The 23,897-nt window shown below is 44.6% G+C and carries 18 protein-coding genes; 8 read left to right on the top strand and 10 right to left on the bottom strand.

All coding sequences use genetic code 11. The annotated features are described in order from the left end of the window. Window positions 1-63: 63 nt before the first annotated feature. Window positions 64-1,176: a maltose/maltodextrin ABC transporter ATP-binding protein MalK gene (gene malK / locus OCV24_RS17025; protein ID WP_077681294.1), complete on the top strand. Its 1,113-nt coding sequence runs from the start codon at window positions 64-66 to the stop codon at window positions 1,174-1,176. 215 nt (window positions 1,177-1,391) lie between these two features. Here malK and OCV24_RS17020 read toward each other — a convergent pair whose 3' ends face one another. Both OCV24_RS17020 and OCV24_RS17015 read right to left on the bottom strand, forming a co-directional pair. Beyond that, on the bottom strand, window positions 1,392-1,592 hold the full coding sequence (locus tag OCV24_RS17020) for a restriction endonuclease subunit S domain-containing protein (RefSeq protein WP_150877477.1): 201 nt from the start codon (window positions 1,590-1,592) through the stop codon (window positions 1,392-1,394). Between the two features lie 223 nt (window positions 1,593-1,815). Further along, window positions 1,816-3,732, bottom strand: a complete 1,917-nt coding sequence (locus tag OCV24_RS17015; protein WP_017057909.1) for a methyl-accepting chemotaxis protein — start codon at window positions 3,730-3,732, stop codon at window positions 1,816-1,818. Window positions 3,733-4,186: 454 nt separating this feature from the next. On the opposite strand from OCV24_RS17015, the gene OCV24_RS17010 reads away from it, so the two are divergent. The 6 genes from OCV24_RS17010 to OCV24_RS16985 are packed head-to-tail and all read left to right on the top strand — an operon-like array spanning window position 4,187 to window position 11,084. Next, the gene (locus tag OCV24_RS17010; protein WP_137007584.1) at window positions 4,187-5,143 is read left to right on the top strand and encodes an AAA family ATPase; all 957 of its coding nucleotides are present in this window, start codon (window positions 4,187-4,189) and stop codon (window positions 5,141-5,143) included. A gap of 10 nt (window positions 5,144-5,153) precedes the next feature. Further along, complete coding sequence (locus OCV24_RS17005; RefSeq protein WP_077681292.1) at window positions 5,154-6,080, top strand: DUF58 domain-containing protein; 927 nt, start codon at window positions 5,154-5,156, stop codon at window positions 6,078-6,080. Then, complete coding sequence (locus OCV24_RS17000; protein ID WP_136998346.1) at window positions 6,077-6,562, top strand: DUF4381 domain-containing protein; 486 nt, start codon at window positions 6,077-6,079, stop codon at window positions 6,560-6,562. Before OCV24_RS17005 ends, OCV24_RS17000 begins: the two co-directional genes overlap by 4 nt. Further along, on the top strand, window positions 6,555-7,562 hold the full coding sequence (locus OCV24_RS16995; RefSeq protein ID WP_136980994.1) for a vWA domain-containing protein: 1,008 nt from the start codon (window positions 6,555-6,557) through the stop codon (window positions 7,560-7,562). The genes OCV24_RS17000 and OCV24_RS16995 overlap by 8 nt, the downstream gene beginning before the upstream one ends. Then, window positions 7,555-9,402, top strand: coding sequence for a VWA domain-containing protein (locus tag OCV24_RS16990; RefSeq protein WP_150877479.1), 1,848 nt, complete (start codon window positions 7,555-7,557; stop codon window positions 9,400-9,402). The genes OCV24_RS16995 and OCV24_RS16990 overlap by 8 nt, the downstream gene beginning before the upstream one ends. Before the next feature lie 2 nt (window positions 9,403-9,404). Continuing rightward, window positions 9,405-11,084 (top strand): BatD family protein, encoded by a 1,680-nt coding sequence (locus tag OCV24_RS16985; protein WP_136998345.1) that lies wholly within the window; start codon window positions 9,405-9,407, stop codon window positions 11,082-11,084. Window positions 11,085-11,205: 121 nt separating this feature from the next. On the opposite strand, the gene OCV24_RS16980 is transcribed toward OCV24_RS16985, so the two are convergent. From OCV24_RS16980 to OCV24_RS16960, 5 genes are all read right to left on the bottom strand, one after another. After that, a complete protein-coding gene (locus OCV24_RS16980; RefSeq protein ID WP_150877481.1) occupies window positions 11,206-13,350 on the bottom strand; it encodes a sensor domain-containing diguanylate cyclase in 2,145 nt (714 codons plus the stop codon). A gap of 348 nt (window positions 13,351-13,698) precedes the next feature. Further along, the gene (gene pstB, locus OCV24_RS16975; RefSeq protein WP_017057901.1) at window positions 13,699-14,448 is read right to left on the bottom strand and encodes a phosphate ABC transporter ATP-binding protein PstB; all 750 of its coding nucleotides are present in this window, start codon (window positions 14,446-14,448) and stop codon (window positions 13,699-13,701) included. A gap of 75 nt (window positions 14,449-14,523) precedes the next feature. Beyond that, the gene (gene pstA / locus OCV24_RS16970) at window positions 14,524-15,387 is read right to left on the bottom strand and encodes a phosphate ABC transporter permease PstA (protein WP_029627204.1); all 864 of its coding nucleotides are present in this window, start codon (window positions 15,385-15,387) and stop codon (window positions 14,524-14,526) included. A 65-nt stretch (window positions 15,388-15,452) separates the two neighbouring features. Beyond that, window positions 15,453-16,382, bottom strand: a complete 930-nt coding sequence (gene pstC / locus OCV24_RS16965) for a phosphate ABC transporter permease subunit PstC (protein WP_017057899.1) — start codon at window positions 16,380-16,382, stop codon at window positions 15,453-15,455. Between the two features lie 124 nt (window positions 16,383-16,506). After that, entirely contained in the window at window positions 16,507-17,328 is an 822-nt protein-coding gene (locus OCV24_RS16960) for a phosphate ABC transporter substrate-binding protein (RefSeq protein ID WP_017057898.1), read from the bottom strand. 462 nt (window positions 17,329-17,790) lie between these two features. Between OCV24_RS16960 and OCV24_RS16955 the strand changes: the two genes are divergently transcribed. Next, on the top strand, window positions 17,791-19,434 hold the full coding sequence (locus OCV24_RS16955) for a methyl-accepting chemotaxis protein (protein ID WP_146443179.1): 1,644 nt from the start codon (window positions 17,791-17,793) through the stop codon (window positions 19,432-19,434). Between the two features lie 85 nt (window positions 19,435-19,519). Here the strand turns inward: OCV24_RS16955 and OCV24_RS16950 are convergent, their stop codons facing one another. The 3 genes from OCV24_RS16950 to OCV24_RS16940 are packed head-to-tail and all read right to left on the bottom strand — an operon-like array spanning window position 19,520 to window position 23,896. Next, entirely contained in the window at window positions 19,520-20,077 is a 558-nt protein-coding gene (locus OCV24_RS16950; protein WP_017057896.1) for an Lcl C-terminal domain-containing protein, read from the bottom strand. Window positions 20,078-20,079: 2 nt separating this feature from the next. After that, on the bottom strand, window positions 20,080-21,564 hold the full coding sequence (locus OCV24_RS16945) for an Lcl domain-containing protein (protein WP_146443180.1): 1,485 nt from the start codon (window positions 21,562-21,564) through the stop codon (window positions 20,080-20,082). Between the two features lie 4 nt (window positions 21,565-21,568). Then, on the bottom strand, window positions 21,569-23,896 hold the full coding sequence (locus OCV24_RS16940; RefSeq protein ID WP_150877483.1) for a proprotein convertase P-domain-containing protein: 2,328 nt from the start codon (window positions 23,894-23,896) through the stop codon (window positions 21,569-21,571). Between the last annotated feature and the right edge of the window lies 1 nt (window position 23,897).

The raw sequence follows: 23,897 nt of genomic DNA, 5'->3' as shown, positions 1-23,897 counted from the left end.
CCAAAAATTTCTTATAATGATAAGCAGTAAAACTTAAAATTTGATCGATCGAGGACTAGCTAGATGGCGAATGTCACGTTAAAAAACGTTTATAAATCATATGGTGATGTACAGATTTCTAAGGACGTAACCTTAGACATCAACGAAGGTGAGTTCGTAGTATTCGTGGGACCATCAGGTTGTGGTAAATCGACGCTATTACGCTGTATCGCAGGTCTAGAGGACATTACGTCTGGTGATTTGTACATTGGTGACCAACGCATGAATGACGTTGAACCTTCCAAACGTGGCGTAGGTATGGTGTTTCAGTCTTACGCGCTTTACCCTCACCTAAACCTTTACGACAACATGTCTTTTGGCCTGAAGCTAGCAAACGCTAACAAAGCCGAAATTGATAAGCGTGTTGAACATGCTGCTGAGATTCTTCAGCTTGGTCACTTACTAGAGCGCCAACCTAAAGCACTTTCTGGTGGTCAACGTCAACGTGTTGCGATTGGTCGTACTCTGGTTTCTCAACCAAACGTATTCCTACTTGATGAGCCGCTATCAAACCTTGATGCTGCACTACGTGTTCAAATGCGTTCGCAAATCACTAAGCTGCAACGTCAACTTGGTTGTACCATGATTTACGTGACCCACGATCAAGTCGAAGCGATGACAATGGCAGATAAGATCGTTGTTCTTGACGGTGGTTCCGTATCTCAAGTAGGTAAGCCGCTAGACCTTTATCACTACCCTCAAAACCGTTTCGTTGCTGGTTTTATTGGTTCGCCGAAGATGAACTTTATGTCTGTACACATTGAACAGGCTGAAGCAGAACGCGTATTGGTACAGCTTTCAAACGGCATGACTTTCTGGATCCCTGTTGATGGTACAACCGTTAATGCTGGTGACCGTATGTCTCTGGGTGTTCGTCCTGAACACTTGATGTCTGCTGAATCAGGTGATGCGACAATTGAAGCTGAAGTGATGATGGTTGAGAAGCTAGGTAACGAAACTCAGGTTTACCTAAACCTTGAAAGTGCCGATGCTGACGTTATCTATCGCCAGCCAGACACGTTAACAATCGAATCAGGTGACAAGTTGGCGATTGGTATCCCAGCACACCGTTGTCACCTGTTCCACAGCGATGGCCGCGGATGTCGTCGTTTGTACAAAGAGTACGGTACAGATTAACCAGTTCGCCTTTTAAGATATAACTTGCCCATATCAAATCCCTCTTACTTAGTACAAGGGGGATTTTTTCATTTTCTAAAACTCATTTCTCTTTCATTGAATAGGCGGTTTTTGATCACGGCAATAAAAAAGGTCTAGCATGTGCTAGACCTTTATCTGTTTAATTTGAGCTTCAGCACAACCAGATACTTTAAGCACTATGGTTTGTTTTGAGCTTAGTGGATTGGCGTATCACTTTTTTTATTGAACTGGCCAAAATGCTTTTCTAACACTTCAGGTGTTAGCTCGCCTTCCGCTTCTAGTCGCTTAAATTCAGCAACGATCGCTTTTTGCTCTTCAAGTGATGGCAGTTTCACTTCGGGCTCATCGCCCATCTCTTGAGTCATCTGCTCTAGTTCTTTTTCAAAATCGCTCATGATACTTACCTAAATATTAAACCTAATCAGATTTTACTCATTTACGCCCTGTGATGCTAGGGTGATTGAGTTTAAAGCCCGAAACCAGATCAAGCTAAGGCCAGTTAGAAGAAAACAAGCCCGTAAATAAAAAGAGCTGGAGTCACGATTAAATGAATCCAGCTCTTCGTCTATGTAACTATCTAAGCCATGCTATGACCTACAGTATGAAAGCTTAAAGGCATTAAAGCTTGAATGAGCCAACCATCTTATCTAGACGAGAAGAAAGGTCGCGAAGCTCTTGGCTCGCTTCTGCAAGTTGCTCAGCAGTGCCCGTCGTCACTTCGTTGATCGCATTGATCTCTTCAATGTTCTGGTTGATGGTGTGAACCACAGTCGATTGCTCTTCCGTTGCCGTAGCAACTTGCGTGTTGCGGTCGGTAATATCAACGATACGGTCTGAGATACCACCCAGCACGTCTACCGCTTCATCCGATGCAGATACACCCTCAAGAGTAATAACCTTGCCTGCACTCATTGCAGTTACCGCATCTTTCGCATCGCTTTGCAATTGGTTGATCATCTTCTGAATCTCTTCCGTTGAATCTGCAGTACGACTTGCTAGGTTTCGTACTTCATCTGCTACCACGGCAAAACCACGACCTTGCTCACCCGCACGGGCTGCTTCAATCGCTGCGTTCAGTGCAAGTAAGTTAGTTTGCTCTGAAATATCACGGATAACACCCAGAATAGAGCCAATGTCTTGCGTTGTTGAAGCAAGCTGCTCAACCACTTGACCTGTACTTTCAATGTCTTGAGCTAAACGGCTAATCGCGTCTTTTGCTTTGTTCACAACAGAACGACCCACTTCAGTATTGCCCGAAGCTTGCGTGGCTGTTTCTGCTGCTGTTGCTGCATTTGATGCAATCTCACTGATGGTCATGCCCATTTGGTTAATAGCAGCAACCACTTGAAGGGTTTGGTCGCGCTGCTCTTGGCTGTTGTCATGAGTGATATGTGCTTTGTTAGAAACGCTCTCCGCCGCCACTTGAAGTGCTTGACTGGTTGAGCATACCTCTTTCATCGACTCATGGATTTTTTCAATGAATCCATTAAAGCCAGCAGAAAGCTGTGCAATTTCATCATTGCCTTTCACTTCAATACGCTGTGCAAGATCGCCATCACCTTCACCAAGATCACCAAAACGCTTAGCCAACAGCTTAATCGGTTGAGTAATGCTGTTTGCTAGCACTACGCCCATTAGGATAAAGACTAAAGCAACGATAGCAGTCATGATCAGCATCTTTTGCGCGGTAGCATCGAGCTCAGCAAAGACTTCATCGGTTGGTACTACGCCAACAACAAACCAGTCCATTGACGACACGTATAAACTCGCAACGAACAGCTCTTGTCCCTGGCTTTCAGTGGTAATCAGGTTGAAACCCGACTTGTTCAATAATTGGCTTGATTGAGAACCGTAAAGTTGTTGGAGTGAAGAATCACTACGAGAACGTTCGCGGTGAATTTGTACGTCACCTTGACTATCCGTTAAAAACACAAAACCTGTATCTTCAATCTTAAAACTGTTAAGTAGGCTAACCATGTCATCCATCGATTTTGATAAGCCAGACATTGCCAAACCTGAAGGCTGTTGGTAGTTAGCGAACATTTTCACATCACCATTGGCTTCTTGGAACATACTGACCATTGTCTTCTGACCAGATTGTGTAAAGCCAAAGAACCAGTCATCTTGCTGTTGATTAAGTTGACGTAAAAAACCATCTTGATTCCAGTAGTAAGCCGTTTCGCGGTTAGCTACCGAGGCATCGTTCAACTGATATTGGTTACGAACATTATTCAGTTGTTTAACCAGCTTATTCTCTAATGCTGCATCGCGATCGGTCGATTCGATAGCATCAGAAACAAATTCATTTGAAGCAATTTGTTCCGCCGCCAACAACAGCTGAGAGACTTCGCGATCAACTTCACCATTGATTCGCTCTAGCATCCCTGGAAGCTCAATATCGATCAATCGATGACTCAATACATCTCTTGCTTGTTGCTGGGCCATCGCACCAACAATCACTGTCGATGCAAGAACCGCAAAGGTAATTCCAAGTACAACTTTTTGTTTGATACTCAGAGAGTTAGTTTTCAACATATTTGGACCTTTAAAAGAATCGCTCGTTATTGGTATACCCTGAACAGGACTTGTTTAGTGCACTCCAACAAGCAATGCACAACCTGAGCAATATATCGGCCAATGCCTATAAAACTAGAGAGGATTCTCGCAAAAATTTGCAAATATGATGTAACAACAGGCTCCGCTTATTCTTAAGTTATGATAACCAAGGCAAATATAATGATTTTTGTTATGAATTTCTAATCTGAACTTTAGATTTCACCTAACTCACACAACGATGCACTTTTTTGAGCTTTAGTATATAAAAAGCGATTGATATGATAAAAATCATTGCTAACGGTATTTTAGCTAACCGCGCTTAAACCACTCTAATTTTGGAAAAATAAATTCCGCAAATGTACTGGAACTTTTTCCAACAAATCAGTGACTAATACTCAAAATAAAAATCAAATGGATACCCAGAGAGTCCAAAATGCACAAAACAAATTTCGAAGTCCTTCAAAGCTATTTAGAGTCTCAAATCATTGGTCAACAAGAACTAGTGAAACAACTGATGATCGCCCTGCTGGCGGATGGTCACATCCTAGTCGAAGGGCCTCCCGGGTTAGCAAAGACCCGTGCGGTAAAATCACTGGCAGACTGTGTCGAGGGCGACTTTCACCGCATTCAATTTACCCCTGACTTACTGCCTGCTGACTTAACGGGTACCGACATTTTCCGGCCAGAGACAGGAGAGTTTACCTTCCAATCTGGCCCGATTTTTAACTCACTCATTCTAGCGGATGAGATCAACCGTGCTCCGGCGAAAGTACAAGCGGCTATGCTAGAAGCAATGGCAGAGAAACAGGTCACTGCAGGTCGAAAAACCTATGCTCTGCCTGAACTTTTTTTGGTCATGGCAACACAGAACCCGATTGAACAAGAAGGGACTTATCCGCTGCCGGAAGCTCAGTTAGACCGTTTCTTACTTCACCTAGAAGTTGAATACCCAGATATGGAAAGCGAGCTGGAGATCTTGCGCCTGAACCGAGGCGAAGCTCAAGGTGACGAATCTATTCAGCCACAACAGATATCTCAGCAAACGATCTTTGAAGCGCGCCAAGAAGTGCTCAACATTCATATGGCAGACACCATTGAGCAATACATCATCAGACTGGTTATGGCGACTCGCCAACCCAAGCAATACAGCGATCAACTTGATCAATGGTTAGATATGGGTGTCAGCCCACGCGCAACTATTGCTTTGGATCGCTGCGCGCGTGCTCACGCATGGCTTGCTGGCCGCGATTATGTAACGCCACAAGACGTTCAAGCGATGGCATACCCTGTGCTGCGTCACCGCCTACTTCGTAGCTACCACGCACAAGCTGAAGGTGTCACTGCAAACCAAGTGATCGCACACCTTATTTCACTGGTTGGTAGCGCATAGGGATACGCGCATGAATAATCAACTACCTAACCACAGTGACGGCGTGATGCTGAATCTGGATGAGCTGCTGCAATACAAGGCGCAGTCTGTTCGATGGTTGCCTCCGGCGAAGAGCCTATGGTCACAGCTCAATGGTCAACACGAAAGCAACCGCAAAGGTCGCGGGATGAATTTCTCGGAAGTTCGTCAGTACCAAGCAGGCGATGACATTCGTAGCATTGATTGGCGCGTGACAGCCAGAACGGGCAAGGCGCATACCAAATTGTTCTCTGAAGAAAGGGAGCAGCCTGTCATTTTGTTCTTGGATCTATCAAGCAGTATGATTTTTGGTTCAACCTTGTTGCTTAAATCGGTTCAACTTGCGCACTTTGCCAGTCAACTGTGTTGGCTAACTGTGGCTCAAAAAGACCGAATTGGTGCTGTGATTGATACGGGCAAAGAGGTCATTGAGATTAAGCCAAGTGCAAGCAACCATGCTCCACTGCGTATTTTGCAAAAAGTCATAGAAATCAATAATGCGGCACTATCTAATCACGACAATCATAATGACACGACCTTAGAGCATGGGCTGAAATCTCTGCACCAGCTTTGCCCTAAAGGAAGCGATATTATTATGCTCAGTGACTTTGTGCGTTACCAAGAAAGTGACTACTCACTTATCAGTCAAATTCGCCGACACAACAGAGTACGTCTGGTGCATTTCTACGATCCGCTAGAGCAAGGTGAAACCGCCTATAAAGGTTCTAAACAGGTCACCGATGGCAGCAAAACTCAATGGTTTAATTTCTCTTCTAATAAAGAAAAGCAAAAGCTCAACCATGCTTTTTCGCTTAAGAAACAGCAGCTGCAACAGATGGGGTTGTCTCTCGCGATACCTTATAGCTCGCTGTCGAGTGCGCAGTCACTCATGAGCCAGATATCAGGAGCTCAGTCATGAAACAGCCCTTAGATTTAAGTCCGGTTATTGCGCCAGACGCACCGACTTGGTGGCCTTTGGCGTGGGGTTGGTGGGCCGTGATTATCACGGCCATTTCCCTGATTGCCTTGGTGTTTTTCATTCTAAAACGTAGAAAAAACAATCAACAAGCGAAGCAAGAAGCGCTGTCTTACTTTAGTAATAGTCAGTCCCAAGATGGCTTGTCTCCGAGCAAAGCTCAAGACATCGTTCGTCAGGCTGCACTGAGCTATTTCCCACGCGAAAAAATTGCAGGTTTGTCTGGTGATGATTGGTTGAAGTTCTTAGATGCGCAATTGGCGAAGCCGTTATTTGTAGCAAAACAATCCCAGTGGCAACAAGCGCTCTATCAAGATGTAGCCCTAATGAACGACGAACAGAAAAAGGCTCAACAGCAATTGGTTAATGATTGCGAAACTTGGCTTCGTAAAGCCCTTCCTCCTAAGCGAGGTCTTTATGAGTGATTTTCTAAGCCCTATGTTTCTAAGCAGGGACTTGCTAAACATCGAGTTCGTTTGGTGGTGGATGTTCTTCATCGCGCCACTGCCGTTGCTCGTTTACTTGTTCTCACCAAAGTCAGAATCAAGCAATGCCCTAAGGCTTCCATTTCTGCCCGAAGACAGCAATACCAAAACACCGAGCAGTCGCTTACCAAAGGCGTTGTCCGTGGTTATCTGGCTTCTGCTAGTTACGGCGAGCGCACGCCCTGTATGGTATGGCGAACCGGTGGAATTTCAGCCGAAACATCGTGATTTGATGTTGGTTGTCGACCTTTCCTACTCGATGAGCCAAGAGGACATGCAGTTCAATGGAGAATACATAGACCGATTAGCAGCAGTCAAACATGTATTGAGTGACTTTATTGAGCGTCGTAAAGGCGACCGAGTGGGGTTGGTGCTCTTTGCTGATCACGCTTACTTGCAGACCCCTCTTACGCTAGATAGGGATACGCTTTCACAACAGCTCAATCAAGCGGTGTTAAAGCTTATCGGTACTCAAACTGCGATTGGTGATGGTATTGGCCTTGCCACCAAGACCTTTGTCGACAGCGATGCCCCTCAGCGTGTGATGATTCTACTCAGTGACGGCAGTAATACCGCCGGGGTATTAGACCCATTAGAAGCGGCGGATATTGCCAAGAAATACGACGCGACAATTTACACCGTGGGTGTCGGTGCAGGCGAGATGATGGTCAAAGAGTTCTTCATGACGCGTAAGGTCAATACTGCTCAAGATTTGGATGAACGCACACTAATGGAAATTGCCAAACGCACTGGCGGTCAGTACTTCCGTGCGCGAGACAGCAAAGAGCTAGCGACGATTTACGACACCATCAACCAGTTAGAGCCCGTGACGAACGCCACTAAGATCTGGCGACCGCAACAAGAGTGGTTTGTATGGCCACTGTCGGCGGCAATGTTCTTCGCATTTATGCTGTTAGCCATTAGGAGAAACAATGTCTAACTTTACTTTTATCTACCCATATTGGTTCTTGGCGCTTGCCGTGCTGCCCGCTATTTGGTGGCTGAGCAAGACACAATCCAAGCAAGGATTACTCGCGTCACACATCGCCCGTTATCTGGCTCCTGAATCGAGTAAGCCGTCGAAAAATCGCAGTACTTACTTCGGTATTTGGTGGCTGGTCGGCGTTATTGCATTAGCTGGACCAAGCTTCGAGAAAAACGAACAGCCGAGCTTTGAAAAAACGCAGGCACGAGTTGTGATAATGGATATGTCGATGTCTCTATACGCTACCGACATAAAACCAAATCGTCTGACTCAAGCGCGATACAAGGCTCTTGATCTGCTTTCGTTGTGGAAAGAAGGTTTAACTGGAATGATCGCGTACGCTGGCGATGCTTACACCATTAGCCCGCTTACGTCAGACATTAACACCATTAAGAGCCAAGTGCCGAATCTCTCCCCGGATATCATGCCTTACCAAGGCGGTAATGCCGCATCAGCCGTTAAGCTAGCGATTGATATGATGACTCGCGCTCATATCTACCAAGGCGATCTAGTGCTGATTGCTGACGATATTGATGCTCAAGAGAAGGAAGCGATCGATTCCCTACTCTCTGGCAACGATTGGACATTGTCAATTTTAGCCGTCGGTACTGAAAGCGGTGCCCCAATCTCTTTGCCAAGCGGGTCGATGCTGCTAACCGGCTCCGGGCAAACCGTGGTCGCGAGAACCCACTTAGAGAACATGAGCGACCTGACTCGCAGTTATGGTGGCACGTTCACTGAGGTGCAATTCGATAACTCAGATGTTGAGCATATCGCGAACTACCTCGATCGAGTGGCAACAACATCGGAAGTAACCAAGACCAATAACTCACTCAACACCAGAGTGAACAACGGTTTCTGGTTACTGCCTTTGCTATTACTTTCGGCTCTTGGATTATTCAGAAAAGGGGTTATTTGGTGTGCTTTAGCCGTGGTTATCTCTTTCAGCCAACCAAATACTGCGTTTGCAAATCCGTGGAAAACCGATGATCAAATAGGCTACCAGCTGTATCAGGACGAGGACTTCCAACAAGCTGCTGAACAATTTACCCAACAAGAGTGGAAAGGCATCGCACAATACAAAGCAGGAGACTTCGAAGCTGCAGAGCAAACACTACAAAGTTTGAATGGCGAAGATGCTCGCTACAACCTGGCGAATGCGCAAGCTCAGCAAGGCAAGTACGATCAAGCAATAGAAGAGTATCAACACATTTTAGAAAACAACCCTGAGCATGCCTATGCGAAGAAGAATCTAGAGATCGTCAAACAAGCCCAGAAGCAACAGCAACAGCAAGGCGATTCTGACTCCAAAGACCAGAAAGACCAAAACCAGCAAGGTCAGCAAAATGATTCTTCGCAAAGCTCTCAGGATCAACAACAAAGCCCTGCTGACAATGGCAAGTCACAAGATCAAAGCAGTAACCAAGAGCAGCGCGATAGCCAAGACCAAAACTCATCTCAAGGCCAACCTGAAAATCACTCTGACTCTGAAAAGTCTAAACAAGACGACAAGCAAGCCGCTCAACAAAGTAAGAGTGATCAGCCGAAACAGAGTGACCAAGAAAGCGCTAAACCTCAAAGTGCTAGCGCACAACAAGCTTCAAAAAAAGATGGTGAGCAAAGTGGTCAGCAAGCTATAGCACAAACCTCAGATCAACCTTTGTCGAGCGATCCGGACATGCGAAAACTTGAGCAAGTAGAAAGCGCCCGTGACCCGAGCCAACTGCTTAAAGCGCAAATGATTTTACAAGCACGACAAAAAAGTGCTCCTAACAACCAGAACAAAAAGTGGTAACCATGCGATTTCTAAACAAGCCATTTTTATCCGTACTCCTAACATTGTTGTTGGGAGCTTTCTCGTCCTTCTCAGCATTGGCTGCAAACGCCGTGGCGAGTGTTTCACATAACAGTGTCACCAAAGATGAAGTATTTCTTCTTAGAGTCGCAACCGATGAAAAGGTCTCTTCTGATGCTTTAGATCTAACGGTGCTCCAGCAGGATTTCTATGTCGGCACACCAAACTTTGGGTCATCGATGCGAATCGTCAATGGCAGCCGTTCGGTGTCAAGTGAATGGAACATCAGCCTTGCTCCTCTACGTTTAGGCAAGATCCAAATTCCTAGCTTCGATATTGAAGGGGCGAAAACTAAGCCAATCACCATCAATGTTGCCGTTAATAAAGCTGCACCCACTCAACATGACATGGCAGAGTTCCAGCTTAATCTCAGCAAGAACTCGCTGTACCCACAAGAAGTGGCTGAGCTTGATGTAAAACTCATCATCAAAGCAGACCCAAGAAGGCTGCAAGATCCTAAAATTGCGCCACCGAGCTCGCCGGGCTTAGATGTGGAACCTATTGGTGAATCGAAGCAATTTCAAGATGTTCTCAATGGACAAGAAGTCACAGTTGTTCAGCAGTCGTTCCGTATCTCTTCACAAAAGGCCGGACACTTTAAGCTAAACGGACCCAAGCTGACTGGAGCCGTTGTTTACTCAACCAACAACTCCAGTACAACGCGTCTGTTCCAGCTCGATACACCTGTTGAAACCTTAAACGTAACCGTCAAAGAGGTGCCAAAAGGCTACCAAGGTGAGTGGTTACCAACATCAAACTTTAAACTGATTCAACAATGGTCCGATAGCCAAGGCAATCAACTGGGAAATAGTAATGGTTTAGAAGGCGGTAACCCAACCATTAAAATGGAAGCCGGTGATTCGTTAACTCGAACCATCACCATGACCGCTAGCAATTTAACGCAACACCAGCTGCCAAAACTGAATATCACGTACCCTAATTCGGTACGTGTTTATGAAGAGAAGCCGCAATTTGGCACAACTCAGTCAGGTGATGCTGTCGTTGTTTACAAGCAAGTATTGATTCCGAAAGAGGCAGGAACTACCTCGCTCCCTGATGTGTCTCAAGCTTGGTTTAACACCGATTCGCAATCAGAACAAACCAGCAAAGCGCAGGGGCTAGAGTTAGCTGTCAAAGCAAGTGATCGCACAGCGTCAAGCACTCCACCAGTTACTGCTACGCCCGCCCAACAAGTAAGCCCGACGGTTGTTACTGTGGATAGCCCTGGGATATGGCCTTACCTAACCGCGCTATTTGCAGTCTTGTGGGTAATCAGCTCTGCGGTTGCTTTCTACTTCTGGTCACGCCGCGGCGCAGCAGTAAAACCAAAGCGCCCAGTTCAACATCAATCAGATACGGCAGACGCTCTTATTGAAGCGCTGAAAGCGAAAAATGGTGTGATGACCAGAACCTTGTTTGATCAATGGAAAGCAGAAAATCCAGACTTGAGTGACGAGACAATAGAAGTGATTGAAACTGAGCTAACGAAGCTCAATCAGAGCCTCTATGGTGAAGCAGGTTCACCAATTCAGTCATGGGACCCTTCTGAGGTGCTCAAAGCAGTTAAAAAACCAAAGCGAGTCACAAGCAAAACGCGTAAAAGCTCACTAGAAACGCTTTAGTTAACCAGCAATCTAAGTAAGCAGAAAATCTAAGTAAATAAAAATGAACGAAGCCGTGATGACCACCTTGTGACCATCACGGCTTCATTCGTTTTTACGCTAGGAAGAAACAAATACCGCACTAAGAAATTGAAACTGCGACCTTTTTACGTTTCAACGCAGAAACGATCCGATTTCGCCCTGAGTCTTTGGCTTGATACAAAGCTTTATCCGCCTTGCCATACAGTAAGTCGAAGTCAAACTGGTGCTGATCAGAAGTTATCGAGGCATACCCGACAGACGCAGTTAAATACTGGCTGATACTGCTTTCACAATGGAGGATCTTCGCCTCTTCAATGCATTTTCTGATCGACTCTGCTCGCCGCTTGGTCTCAGAGTGGTTGGTGCCGATCATCAACAACATAAACTCCTCTCCCCCAATACGACAGAAGGTTTCCTTGTCACTATGAACATGAGCATTAAGTATCTTGCCAATGGTGCGTAGAGCTGCGTCCCCTTCAGTATGACCATATACGCTGTTGTACAAACCAAAGTGATCGAGGTCGACTAAAACTAATCCAAATGTGACTTCGCATTGCGTGGCGAATGCGCCTTGATCGTCGCAATTTAAATCATCTAGAACCTGAGCCAACATTCGGCGGTTGCCAAGGCGAGTCAGCGGATCAAGCTTAGAAATCACATCCAGTTGCTCATTGGCTAATTCCAGCTCTTGAGTTCGCTTACTGACTTCTTGCTCTAGCGTTTCATTGAGCTTTTTGAGCTCTTCTTGCGCCATAGTTCTTTGCAACACCTCTGCTAGGCTAGAGGCAAAGATACGAATCACTTCGCGTAGTTGAGAAGTTAAAGGGCTACGTGTTAACAAGTTATCGGCGGCAATAAACGCAATCGGCTCACCGGTGTTTGTGGTGAGCATGGTCATTGCCGTCCAACCGACTCCGACAATATTGAAATCGTGATAAATAGGCACAGACTCTTCGAACGCGACTTGATTCGGACAAGCACGAGCCGCAGCTACGATGTCACGCTCCACCAGTTCTGAACGATAATAGGATTCATCGACAATATCGCCCTTAATGTCGGTGCCCCACGTGCCTTGCATATAGCTACAGTTTTTATCCGTGAGAAAAACCGCTAATCGGTCAATGCCTAAGTGCTGAATCGCAAAACTGACGGCTGATTTACACACTTCACTGACGCTGTCGCAACGAGACAGTTCAACCATACTCGAATGCAACATGCGTATGTTCTGCTCTTGGCGTTTGCGAATGTAGATCTGAGACAACAGAGAGCCGAAGGATTCGAGCATCTGCTTTTGATAGTTAGTAATTGGCGAGCGGTGAATGTAGTTATCCATGGCGATCCAGCCGACAGGTTTGTCCCCTTCACGCAATATAAGCATCCCATTCCAGCCCTGCCCCACCACCTTGCCTTCAGTGTAGAGTGGCGCTTGTTCAATAATGACTAAGTTGGTGTGGTTGTCAGAGAGCGCCTCAATGTATTCAGCTTCTAATTGATGTAAATCGTACTGAGTATGGTGTTCGCTGTTTGTTTTACCCGTTTCGTCAGTGCCATAAGTACCACTGAAACAACGCTTCTTCATATCGAGTAGCATGAAAATGGCACGATCAAAGCCTAATCGGTCGCGAACCGCTTCAACTGAAGCCTTGTACAACGCATCCAATGACTCAGGGTTAGAAAGCTCTAATGCCACCTGATGGACTAACTTCATGTTATCGACAAATAGATCACGTAGCTTGATCTCATCGAGGTATTGAGCTTCACGAATATCTCTGTGCTTCATCTCAATCGCCGTATTTTTTTCTGCGCGAATACACTGCCAACGGGCTGCAGCTAACTGAAGAATATCAAACTTCTGCTCAAAAGCCTGATTGAGTGTTTCAGTATTGCAATTCTGAACCATTAAATAAGTTCTACAATCAGGGGCATTGTCGAGTACCATGATGAATGACTCACGACTCAATACGTCCACATGCTCCCATTGACATGGATTAGAGGCCATAGGCAACATTCCATCAGCAGTATCAAATTGTGAAATCCATGACCAAAATGGCGCGGGGTAGCTCGACAATGGAGTTAGGTTACCGCCAGAAAATAGCAGCAACGACTCACTTTCCGGTTTCGGCTCAGAAAATATTCCAATCCCTTTGGGAATAAGCACTTCAACAAGGTACTCAAAAAGAGATTCAGCCAATAAACGATGATCACGAATAGCAGATATTTGCTTTGCAAAGGCTTTTACAGACACAGCGATCGTCCATTGGCTATTAAGAATGAAGCAAAAATACCGAAGCCTTAATATGCAATCAATATAACTAAAAATGAGATGTTAAGCGGATCGCAATTTCACTTTTAACATTATTACAGACATGAGAAGCACTACAAAAATGGGATTTCTTGCCCAAAGTTACATCGACATTGGTGCTTTTTTAGAAGCACAAAAAAGCCCCAACCAAAGTGGGGCAAAACTTCCATCGCTTATAGTTATAGTGATAATTCTGTCGATCTATTCGATTATCTAGCCTGCGTTTCAGTTAGCGTGCTTGGGTATTTGACAGCGGAAACAAAAGGTCAAATACAACACTTAAATATTCAATTAACCAAAGTCACCGTTTACGTAACCTTTGGTACGATCATCTTTGGGTTCGCTGAAGATAACACTTGTTTCGTTGTGCTCTACAAGCTCTCCCATTAGGAAGAAAGCTGTACGGTCTGAAATACGACGCGCTTGCTGCATTGAGTGCGTTACGATTACGATAGTGAAATCTTTCTTCAGGTCTTCCATCAATTCTTCAATCTTGTGTGTCGCGATTGGGTCTAAAGCCGATGTTGGTTCATCCATCAGGATTACATCCGGTTCCATTGCAATGGTACGAGCGATACATAGACGCTGTTGCTGACCACCAGATAGACCGAAAGCGTGCGACTTCAGTCGGTCCTTTACTTCATCCCACAATGCTGCACCGCGAAGTGAGCTTTCAACAACTTCATCAATGTGCTTTTTATCTTTAATGCCTTGAGCACGTAACCCGTAAGCTACATTTTCATAAATGCTCATTGGGAATGGGTTTGGCTTTTGGAATACCATGCCCACTTTAATGCGTAAGTCTGCAACATCGATGTTACCGTAGATATTGGTACCGTCCATCTCAAGAAGGCCTGTAATCTTAACACCTTCAATTAGGTCATTCATGCGGTTAAGACAGCGTAATAGCGTTGATTTTCCACAACCAGACGGGCCAATAAGCGCGGTAACTTGACGCTCAGGTACGGGTAAATTGATTGACTTAAGTGCTTGGTTGTCACCATAAAAAAGGTCTAGGTCTTTAATATTAAATTTGTTCATGTTCGTAATCTCGTAATTCGTCAAAGTCTGTACTGTGTTTGTTTTATGAGCTCATTTAGCTCTAGAAAAACCTGCTTAGTAAGTTGCAGTATTAAAACGTCTTGCGATCAACTTAGTGAGTGTGTTGATCAGCAGTACAAGAACAATCAGTACTGTTGCTGTGCCGTATGCTTGATTCCATTCTTCAATGGTAAACAGTTCGGTCGTTAATTTATATAAGTGAACCGTTAGTGTACGACCAGAATCCAATAATGAATCTGGGATACGAGCAACCATACCTGCGGTCAAAAATACTGGCGCAGATTCACCAATTACACGACCAATACTAAGAATGACCGAAGTTAAGATACCTGGCATTGCGCTTGGAAGAATCAAACGCCAGATTGTATATATTTTAGAAGCTCCCAAACCATACGAACCTTCACGGTAAGTTTGAGAAACAGCCATCAACGCTTCTTCTGTGGTTCGAATAATCACCGGGAGAATCAGGATACTCAAGGTCAACGCACCCGATAGGATAGAGAAGCCTAAACCTAAAATAGCTACGAAGAATGTCATACCAAACAAACCGAAAATGATCGACGGGATACCCGCTAACGATTCTGTGCAAAAACGAATGATCTTAACCAAACGACTGCCAACTTTGGCATACTCCGTTAGATAAATTGCCGTCATAATGCCAAGTGGAGCGGCAACAGCAATCGAAGCGATAACCATATAAATCGTAGAGATTATCATCGGGAAAATACCGTGCTCATCGCCAGTACGAGTGTAGTCATCAGTAATGAACTTCCAATCTACGTGTTGTAAACCGTTAGAAAGGATGTACCACATAATCCAGAACAGGAAGCCAACTGTTAAAGCGGCTGCCGCCCAAATAAAGCCACTTAGAACGACATCTGTACGTACACGTGCTTTCTTCAATGCGACTCTATCCATCTTGCTACCTTGTGACATTATTGTTTTAGCTTGAGGTGTTACGTTATTTTCTAAAGACATAATGTTTACCTCGCCTTCTCACGGTTCAAGTAAAGGAGAATCGCATTTAGAGACATGATGAAAATAAGAAGAACAACACCCGTTGCGTATAGCGCACTTGCGTGAACACCACTTGCGTAAGACATTTCAATCGCAATATTCGCGGTAAGTGTACGAGCAGAATCCAAAATACCTTCCGGCATAGCTGGCGCATTACCCATCACCATGATGATTGCCATCGTTTCACCTAGCGCACGACCGATACCCAAAATAACACCAGTCATAATGCCTGAACGAGCAGCAGGAACGAGCAACTTAAAGATGGTAAAGATCTTTGAAGCACCTAACGCTAAAGATCCTTCTTTATATGTTCTTGGCACTGCACGAATGGACGTTTCTGACACCGTGATTACCGTCGGAAGGATCATCACGCCGAGTACAATGATTCCCGCCAAGATGGTGTTGCCCGCAGGGACTTGAAAGACGTTTTGAATCAAAGGGACAATAATGACTAGGCCGAAGAAGCCGTAAACTACCGATGGTATACCCGCTAACAATTCAACAGCAGGGCGAATGATGTCCGCGAGACGCTTTGGTGCAATTTCCGCAATAAATATTGCCGTTAGTACACCAATAGGGACACCAACAACGACCGCACCTAATGTCGACACAACAGAAGCTACAATCATGGTAGCAACGCCGTAAAGTGCAGGTGGTAACCAGTTTTGCCCTAAAACGATACCTGATAGGCCCGCTTCTTGGAATGCGGGGATACTTTCTTTAACGATGAAGTAAGCAATAACAGCAAGAGATACGATGCCGATAATTGCACTTGTAAGAAATAAGCCGTGAAAAATACGCTCTTTCCAATCTACACGCTTCTTTTGACGTAAGCTGCGTTTCAGTTGAGTCGCTTCGCTATTCATAAGCTGTTCACTATTCGTTGCGATGGTCATAACAAGTCTCACATATCGATAATCCCTAGCACGTAACATGAGCGTACCGGGTTAACTCGAAGTGGGATAGAAAAGGCTCAGCCTGAAAAGGTAGGCTGAGCAATATTATTAATTTAGGTTTAGATTAATTAATTGAGATGTAGCCGTTGCTCTCAACTAAAGACTGAGCTTCGTCTGTTAGCATCCAATCTAGGAACTTTTGAGTTTCAGAAGAAGGTTGGCCTTCTTTATAGAGAACTAAGAAAGGGCGAGCTACTTTGTAAGAGCCGTTCTTAACGTTGTCCACAGATGCTTCAGTACCGTCAATTGCAAGCGCGTTTACTGAGTTATCTACTGTACCTAGAGAGATGTAGCCGATTGCATAAGGGTTAGATGCAACCATTGTTTTTAGTGCACCGTTACCGTTAGCAACTTGAGCACGTTGAGAGATTGCTGACACTTTCTTACCAGAAATCTTCATTTTAAGAGACATGATGTCTTCGAATGCACCGCGAGTACCAGATGCTGTGTCACGAGTGATTGCTACGATTGGCTTGTCTGCACCACCAACGTCTTTCCAGTTTGTTACTTCGCCTTTGTAGATAGCTGTAACTTGCTCAGCGGTTAGACCCGGAAGGCTATTCTTAGGGTTAACGACGACTGCAATACCATCACGAGCAACCACTTCTTCAACTAAAGTTGCTTCTTTCTCGCTGTCTTTAAGGTTACGAGAAGACATGCCTAAATCTGCACTGCCGTTCTTAGCCGCTTTAACACCAGCGGAAGAACCAGGGCCTTGCACTTCAATAAATACATTTGAATTCGTTTTCATGTATGTTTCAGAGAAAACTTCCATCAGTGGAGTCACGCTGCTTGAACCAACTGCTGAAATAGTTTCTTTAGCTGAAGCTGGAGTCACTGTTAGTGCACCTAGAAGGGCGATTGCACCGATAACTGTCTTTTTCATCACAAATTTCCTTTAGTGGCGTTATTGCCGTAATGTTATGTTTTGCTTGAACGGTGCCCACTTTAGAATCTGAATGTGACAGTTGTGTTTCACTAAATTGAAGCCTATATGACAACTACAGATGAATGACTAATTTCTCCCCTACTCCACCACTTGATAGTCATAGCCATTGATTCACTTATTCCATCCACTCCTCACAAAAAATCTAAGCGCTCAACTTCAAGTAACGGCTTTACTTATCTCGAACGCTGCCACTATTTCTTACTAAACAGCCATGAATGATGGAAAGATTTACCAAACTGCCATTTAAAACGAGAAATAATAATACATATCAAATATCTATCGCATTTATCAAAGCAGAAGCCATTACTGATTGAATTATCAATCTTATTAGTTAAAATCGCCAATCAATTCTAATAAGAACAATTCTCATTTATTCGTTTATTCAAAGAGGGACAATACATGCGCCAACTACTCAGTGGCTTATCTATAAAAATACAGATTCTTATTCCAGTGCTATTTTCCGTTGTAGTACTTTTAGCGGGCGTCATTATCGGTGGTGATAAGCTGGAAAGCGCATTTAAAGATGTATCAACAGCAACGGACCAACTCATCCTACATAAAGAAGAGCTTAGCGAAATCGTCGACAACAGCTACGGTATGCGCATTAAAGCAATTTACAGTTTATTTAACGCCGATGATGTAAAAACTCTAGTAGAAACGCTTAACCAAAAGCGTGATCAGAATACTCGCCTATTGGATTCATTGGACACCGTACAAGGAATGCAAAACGAAGTCGCGGGCATGCGTAAGGCCATGGAACATTACGTTGATTTCTCACGTAATACGATGCTTCCTCTATTAAGAATGAAACACAACACCGACGCCCAGACTTCCGATTTCGATGCTCGTTATCAAGCTGCCACTGACCAATACCGTCACGCTGGCAATGAAATGGTCAAATCAATCAACCTGCTTTCAAAACAACTTAACCACCTCGCTACTCAAGCAATCAGCGTGAATGGTCAGCAACACACCAACACACTGGATACCGCGACCATAGCCCTGCCAGTGGTTCTTTCTATCGCATTAGTCATCAGTTGGACGCTTGCAGGCATCATTGTTAAGCCGCTTAGCAATATTCAAGAAACCATGCGTGAAGTAGCCAAAGGCAATCTACTGGTTAAAGCCGAAGAGTGTGGAGATAACGAAGTATCACGCCTTGCACAAAACGTAAACACATCCATTGAACAGTTAAGAGAAACCGTCAGCTCACTGTCTCGCATCAGTATCGAAGTCGCTTCTGCATCTACAGAGCTGGCTGCAGTAATGACACAATCAAGCGCCAACTCAGACCAAGAAAAGCAAGAAGTCGAACAAGTCGCTTCTGCTGTAAACCAACTTGAGAGCACAGCATCGCACGTTAACGAAAATGCGGTACAAGCCGATTCGGCTTCGAAACAAGCAGATGAAATGGCGGCTCACAGCATGAGCTTGTTCAATGAAAGCAGCCAAGCTAACGAACAAATGGCTATTCAACTTAGCGAAGCCGCTAACGTTGTAAGCACACTGAAAGAACACTCTGAACAAATTGGGAACGTCATCGAAGTGATTCAAAGCATCTCAGAACAAACCAACCTGCTTGCGCTTAATGCAGCCATCGAGGCCGCTCGCGCAGGTGAAAGTGGCCGTGGTTTTGCCGTGGTTGCAGACGAGGTACGACTGCTAGCGGCTCGTACGCAAGATTCAACCAAAGAGATACAAACAATTATCGAGGGCTTACAGGTTCAATCTGGTAACGCAAACGAGAGTATGAACAGTTCACTGTCAATGCTACAGCATAACCAACACTTAGCAGGTGAAGTTAGCTCAGCGCTTTCAGGCATTGCCAACTCAGTAACAGATATGACAGAAATTAACACTCAAGTAGCCTCTGCTGCCGAAGAGCAAAGCCAGGTGACGTCAGACATCAACCGCAATATCTCAAACATCTATAATTTGGTGAGCCAAAACGTAACCGGTATTACTCAAGCCGCAGCAGCAAGCTACGAGCTGTCTAACCTAGCTGAACAGCAGAAGCAGCAGTTAGGCTTTTTTAAAGTATAAAATTCGAGGCTCAGGTGTAGCCAAACCTATAGAACAAAAAGGCCGTGGTAAACCACGGCCTCTGTAGTAGAACATTACTCGATGATCATTCAGCTACCAACAAAACACTAAACTTATATTCCGCAGCGTTGTACTGGTAAACCTCACCATTAATTGAATCAAGCGTCACTATGTTTTGTCCATCACCCGCAGGAGTCGAACTCCATAAATAAGCGGCTAGGTTACCTGTTTCAAAATTGAACGTATCACCGAACACTTTGGTACTCATTGCAGGAGAATGGCAAGCCACTTCTTTTAAAGATACCAACTCTTTAATATTTGGCATACGCCACTCTTTCTGCCCAGCAAACTGATGCAAAGCATGATGACCGCTCTTATCATTAATAGATTCGACCATCACGAGAGCACTCTGCCAGTGATACGTTTCGGCAGTTCCTTCACAGGATAAAGACTTTGCATCCCAGGTTTTTCCCAGTTGACAACGCATCCAAGTCAACCCCGTCGATTCATCGCTAAACGTACCGTTATCATTCGCGATGTAACGCGAACTAGCCGCAGATTTCTCCATATCTAAACTGCACTCTTGTGCCATTACACCCGCAGAAAATAGACCAAGTAAAGTTATAGTTAGTAAGTTTTTCATCGCTATTTACCTTGTAGTGAAACTAGACGAGCAGGGAATTGGTACGAGTCATTATTGGCTGAAGAATCAACATCACCTGAATAGATTTCAACAGGACCAACGTTTCCTCTATCGGCTCCCTGGGTACCAATTTCGTTATAATAGAAGCCACCTTCAACGGCAGTGTTCGTATATAGGTTATAAGTAATGGATTGAGTCCATACCGAGCCAGTATAAGTCGTATTTTCAATACCAAGAGTCTGATGTGGGAAGTACTTGTAAGTTAAACCGTAAACTTCACCATCTTTATTTTTTTCGGTTTCGCCAAAATCGAGAAGGTTGTAGAACTCATGGAACTTTGGCAAACGCCAGTCTGACTTACCACACAAATTAATGGAATTAATATATTCAACATAGTCTTGGGTAGTACAAACGTGATCGCCTTTTGTGTGACACGTGGCTAGGGCAACATCTTGATCGTAAGGCGTTACTAGTCCGGGTAGCTCAAGCGCTAATATGCGATCTTTATATTGAATAGAGCTTTCGTCATCCGTTTTCGATTCCCAAATCAAGCCACTGCGTTGATCCAAAACACAAGACCACTCCGCAGCATCATCAGCAAGCACCTGACCACTTGAATCTAACTTTGCGAACTGGAAACCATTGCCGGTATTGTCATTCAGCTCTGTTTTATCAAAGCCGTATTCTGCATCTTGACCTGGGAATGAACTCTGTGGTTCAACGACATTTTGTGTGTCATCGATATCTGAGAAATAGCGTAAAACACCCGTATCATTCAATGCTGTCGCAGCTTTTAGCTCTCCTTCGAGGAAATTTGCAAAAGCAGTAACTTGGTCATTAGTGAGTACTCCACCTACATAATCGGCCGCACTCTTATCAAATTTCGCACTCAATTGAGCCAGCATGAACGCACGATTAGAGTGCTTAAACGCCTTAATTGTTGATACGATATTTTGTTCCAGACTCGCGAGTTCAGATGCAGATAAATCGTCTTGAATATCGCCAGATATAGTGATGCCACTTTTCGCCAACTGCGCTTTTAATTTTTTGTTAGCTTCAGCTACCGTCAATCCGTCAGCAACATAACCCGCCAATAGTGAACTGATACCATTAATCTGATTCCCCGTATTTTTTTGAAGACCGGGAGCGGCAATGTAAGCGTAAGACGATGCAGAACCACCTGAGCTATTGGCTGCTATACCCGAATCCACTTGAGCTAATAAAGGAACCGATAAAATCGATTTCTTAGTGCTGGTGATACTAAATTCGCCACTCGTGTTTGCCGTCGAACTTGGTTCCCCACTATCACACATGTAGTTTTGATTTAAGTCTGCGCAGACCTTACTTTGTAAATCTATATTCTGTGCTGTCACTGTACCTGACACTGTATAGGTTGGTGCTGCTGATGCAGAGGTATCGGAACCGCCTGAACCACCGCAGCCAGCAAGAGCCAAAGAGATGGCCAAAATTGTCAATTGAGGTTTCATAGAGTTATCTTCTTGTTTTGTTTTTAAAGAGCCTTGCCATTAAAGACAAGTAACGCGTACCAAATGACCTGCCGAACGAGAGCAAGGACATGAATAGAATCAATATGGGTGAAGCTGAACCACCAGAAGAGCCACTGGTAACTGTTGGTTCTTGAGGTGGAACCGTCGTTTCGCCGCATTCGTATTTCGAAATAGTGCCGAGTCCCCAACGCTTTAGGTTCCCAGTTTCACCATTCACATAATCGGCGATCTCTAAACGCCAAGACCCGTTAATAGGCTCCCCCTTAAACGAATCAAGAACCGAGTCATGCTTAAGTGTGAAATAACCATCAAAGCCAGAAAATCGCGTCGATTTATGGTTAAGTAAATCAACTCGTGTTCCCTTCGGGGAAATAAGGGTCACCACTAAATCGCTCAACCGAGGGTGGTCGATATCTAAATACAGACCGAAATTCTCGTCTGCGATCTGACCCATTCCATTTAGAATGAAATTGAATGTTTTAAAGCCAACGATCGGCTGATTGGTTGAGCTAAACCGGCTATCGGGAAGGTAGCTGTTTACTTCTTTAATATCGGATTCGAATACAGGTAAGCCATAAACAAGTGACAAATCATGTTGCCAGTTTTGTAATTTCAGTTCGTCGCTGTATCGATAGTCAACACTCGTATTCATGGTGACTGAAGAACCACACATCTCGCCTGTTGGAAGTGTCGCCTCTATCGACAATTGATCAACAGGCTCGCTAACGAACGACTTCACTAATTCTGAAATATTGATTTGGCCATCCACTTGAGCCTGTCTTAATGTCGGGTACAACTCAATCATCAACGGCTTCTTTGGATCAACATAACGGTCAAGAGCCTCTACTTTAAATGGCTCGATGATCAATCCATGCACATCAAACTTTTGCTTCAATATTTCAGCATAATCTCGATTTGGATATAGTTGTTGAGCCACAAACAGTGTGCTCTCAGCTAAATCGTGCATTTTCAAGCCACGACCTAGCCCGTACATAGACTCAAGTATGATGGAATCAAACTCTTTAAAAGCGAGATCACCATATTGTTCAACCGAGGCTTTCAGAGCCTGGAACAAAGGCGTTGACCAAAGCTCATCACCTAGTTCGCCAGCAACACTTTCATGAGGGCGATATTCCGCTTGTCTAAAGTAACGTGCTCTTTGGTTCCATAGGCTACGAGTAGTATTCCTGACGCCAAAGTACCCATCCCAGTTAAAAACAGTATCTATCTCGAACTCTTGTCCTCGAGTCTGGGCATTTTCATACTGAGTACGAAAGCTAAAACTCCCCGCCCAGTAGTCTCCAAACCCTTCACCGATGGCACCTGTATGCCCATATGCCCAATCTTTCACGATGTGATAGTGAATCCCATGCCCCAGCTCATGCAGAATCACATCACCGTCTAATGCGTCTGGAGATCCCCCTCCGATACCAAACAAGACGGCTTTAGGACCGTAATAATAGGTTGAGTTGTCTGCTGATAAGCCTCTGCCATCAAACTCAAGAGGTGAATCAAACACATCAAAACCTAAACTACTGATATAGCGTAAAGACTGGTCAAGATGAGCAAAAACCATTAATTGCGAGAATCGAGTATCTTGCCAATCCACATTTTGTAGCTCGTTCAGATCGGCAAACTTTGTGACACCTTCAGCTGCGAGAAAATTTGAAGAGTCACGGTTCGTTGTCGCACCTGAGTCTGGGTCAAGAGAATACAAGGCTGTTGCATCAACCTGAGATACACGAGCATTGGTAAGGTAGATACCATCGTTGTGGTTCAATACCTCCACATCAGTTTGTACATAATGTGGAAGACTCGGGTATTGGCTGACATCGGTTAATAAAGTTTCTGGTGGTGCCGCTCTGTCCATGGTTCTCAAATCAGGGCTGAACACATTCACGTGAGTCGACACAACTTGTCCACTGCTTAAACTTGGCGCGTGCTCTGCCTCCAATTGGCGGGGAGCTTCCAGTTCGGCGGCCGTTGTTGGCTTTCCATTCAGTAACACGGTATTTTCTAAACTTCTGAAAACTCGTGAGACCTGTTCATCTGTGTCAGTTGATAAAACAACGGACTGTTGCGGTTGATATTCACCTTCAATTAGCACATCAAAGTTATAGTGATGCCCTAATTTAGACAGGGTTTCATAGCGAAACCTAAAAGTACCCACCTCTGGGTAAGCTTGTTCTAAATAGGCTTTAGCTTCCTGTTGCGTTGTCACTACCGTATTGCCACTCGGGTAATCCCACTCAGCAGCAGAGCTGGTTACTGATGCTAATAATAGTGCTAAGTAAAGAGGACTCTTTTTCATA

Origin of the sequence: Vibrio kanaloae (assembly GCF_024347535.1) — a bacterium.
GTDB lineage: Bacteria > Pseudomonadota > Gammaproteobacteria > Enterobacterales > Vibrionaceae > Vibrio > Vibrio kanaloae.
This window is presented reverse-complemented; position numbering and strand designations above follow the sequence as displayed.

Bases quoted from the DNA above. Each gene is read 5' to 3' on its own strand.
- OCV24_RS16955 (WP_146443179.1), top strand. From the start codon at position 17,791: ATGCGCCAACTACTCAGTGGCTTATCTATAAAAATACAGATTCTTATT.
- OCV24_RS17020 (WP_150877477.1), bottom strand. From the start codon at position 1,592: ATGAGCGATTTTGAAAAAGAACTAGAGCAGATGACTCAAGAGATGGGC.
- malK (WP_077681294.1), top strand. From the start codon at position 64: ATGGCGAATGTCACGTTAAAAAACGTTTATAAATCATATGGTGATGTA.
- OCV24_RS16960 (WP_017057898.1), bottom strand. From the start codon at position 17,328: ATGAAAAAGACAGTTATCGGTGCAATCGCCCTTCTAGGTGCACTAACA.
- OCV24_RS16985 (WP_136998345.1), top strand. From the start codon at position 9,405: ATGCGATTTCTAAACAAGCCATTTTTATCCGTACTCCTAACATTGTTG.
- OCV24_RS17010 (WP_137007584.1), top strand. From the start codon at position 4,187: ATGCACAAAACAAATTTCGAAGTCCTTCAAAGCTATTTAGAGTCTCAA.
- OCV24_RS17005 (WP_077681292.1), top strand. From the start codon at position 5,154: ATGAATAATCAACTACCTAACCACAGTGACGGCGTGATGCTGAATCTG.
- OCV24_RS16990 (WP_150877479.1), top strand. From the start codon at position 7,555: ATGTCTAACTTTACTTTTATCTACCCATATTGGTTCTTGGCGCTTGCC.
- pstA (WP_029627204.1), bottom strand. From the start codon at position 15,387: ATGGATAGAGTCGCATTGAAGAAAGCACGTGTACGTACAGATGTCGTT.
- OCV24_RS16945 (WP_146443180.1), bottom strand. From the start codon at position 21,564: ATGAAACCTCAATTGACAATTTTGGCCATCTCTTTGGCTCTTGCTGGC.
- pstB (WP_017057901.1), bottom strand. From the start codon at position 14,448: ATGAACAAATTTAATATTAAAGACCTAGACCTTTTTTATGGTGACAAC.
- OCV24_RS17015 (WP_017057909.1), bottom strand. From the start codon at position 3,732: ATGTTGAAAACTAACTCTCTGAGTATCAAACAAAAAGTTGTACTTGGA.
- OCV24_RS16995 (WP_136980994.1), top strand. From the start codon at position 6,555: ATGAGTGATTTTCTAAGCCCTATGTTTCTAAGCAGGGACTTGCTAAAC.
- OCV24_RS16940 (WP_150877483.1), bottom strand. From the start codon at position 23,896: ATGAAAAAGAGTCCTCTTTACTTAGCACTATTATTAGCATCAGTAACC.
- pstC (WP_017057899.1), bottom strand. From the start codon at position 16,382: ATGACCATCGCAACGAATAGTGAACAGCTTATGAATAGCGAAGCGACT.
- OCV24_RS17000 (WP_136998346.1), top strand. From the start codon at position 6,077: ATGAAACAGCCCTTAGATTTAAGTCCGGTTATTGCGCCAGACGCACCG.
- OCV24_RS16950 (WP_017057896.1), bottom strand. From the start codon at position 20,077: ATGAAAAACTTACTAACTATAACTTTACTTGGTCTATTTTCTGCGGGT.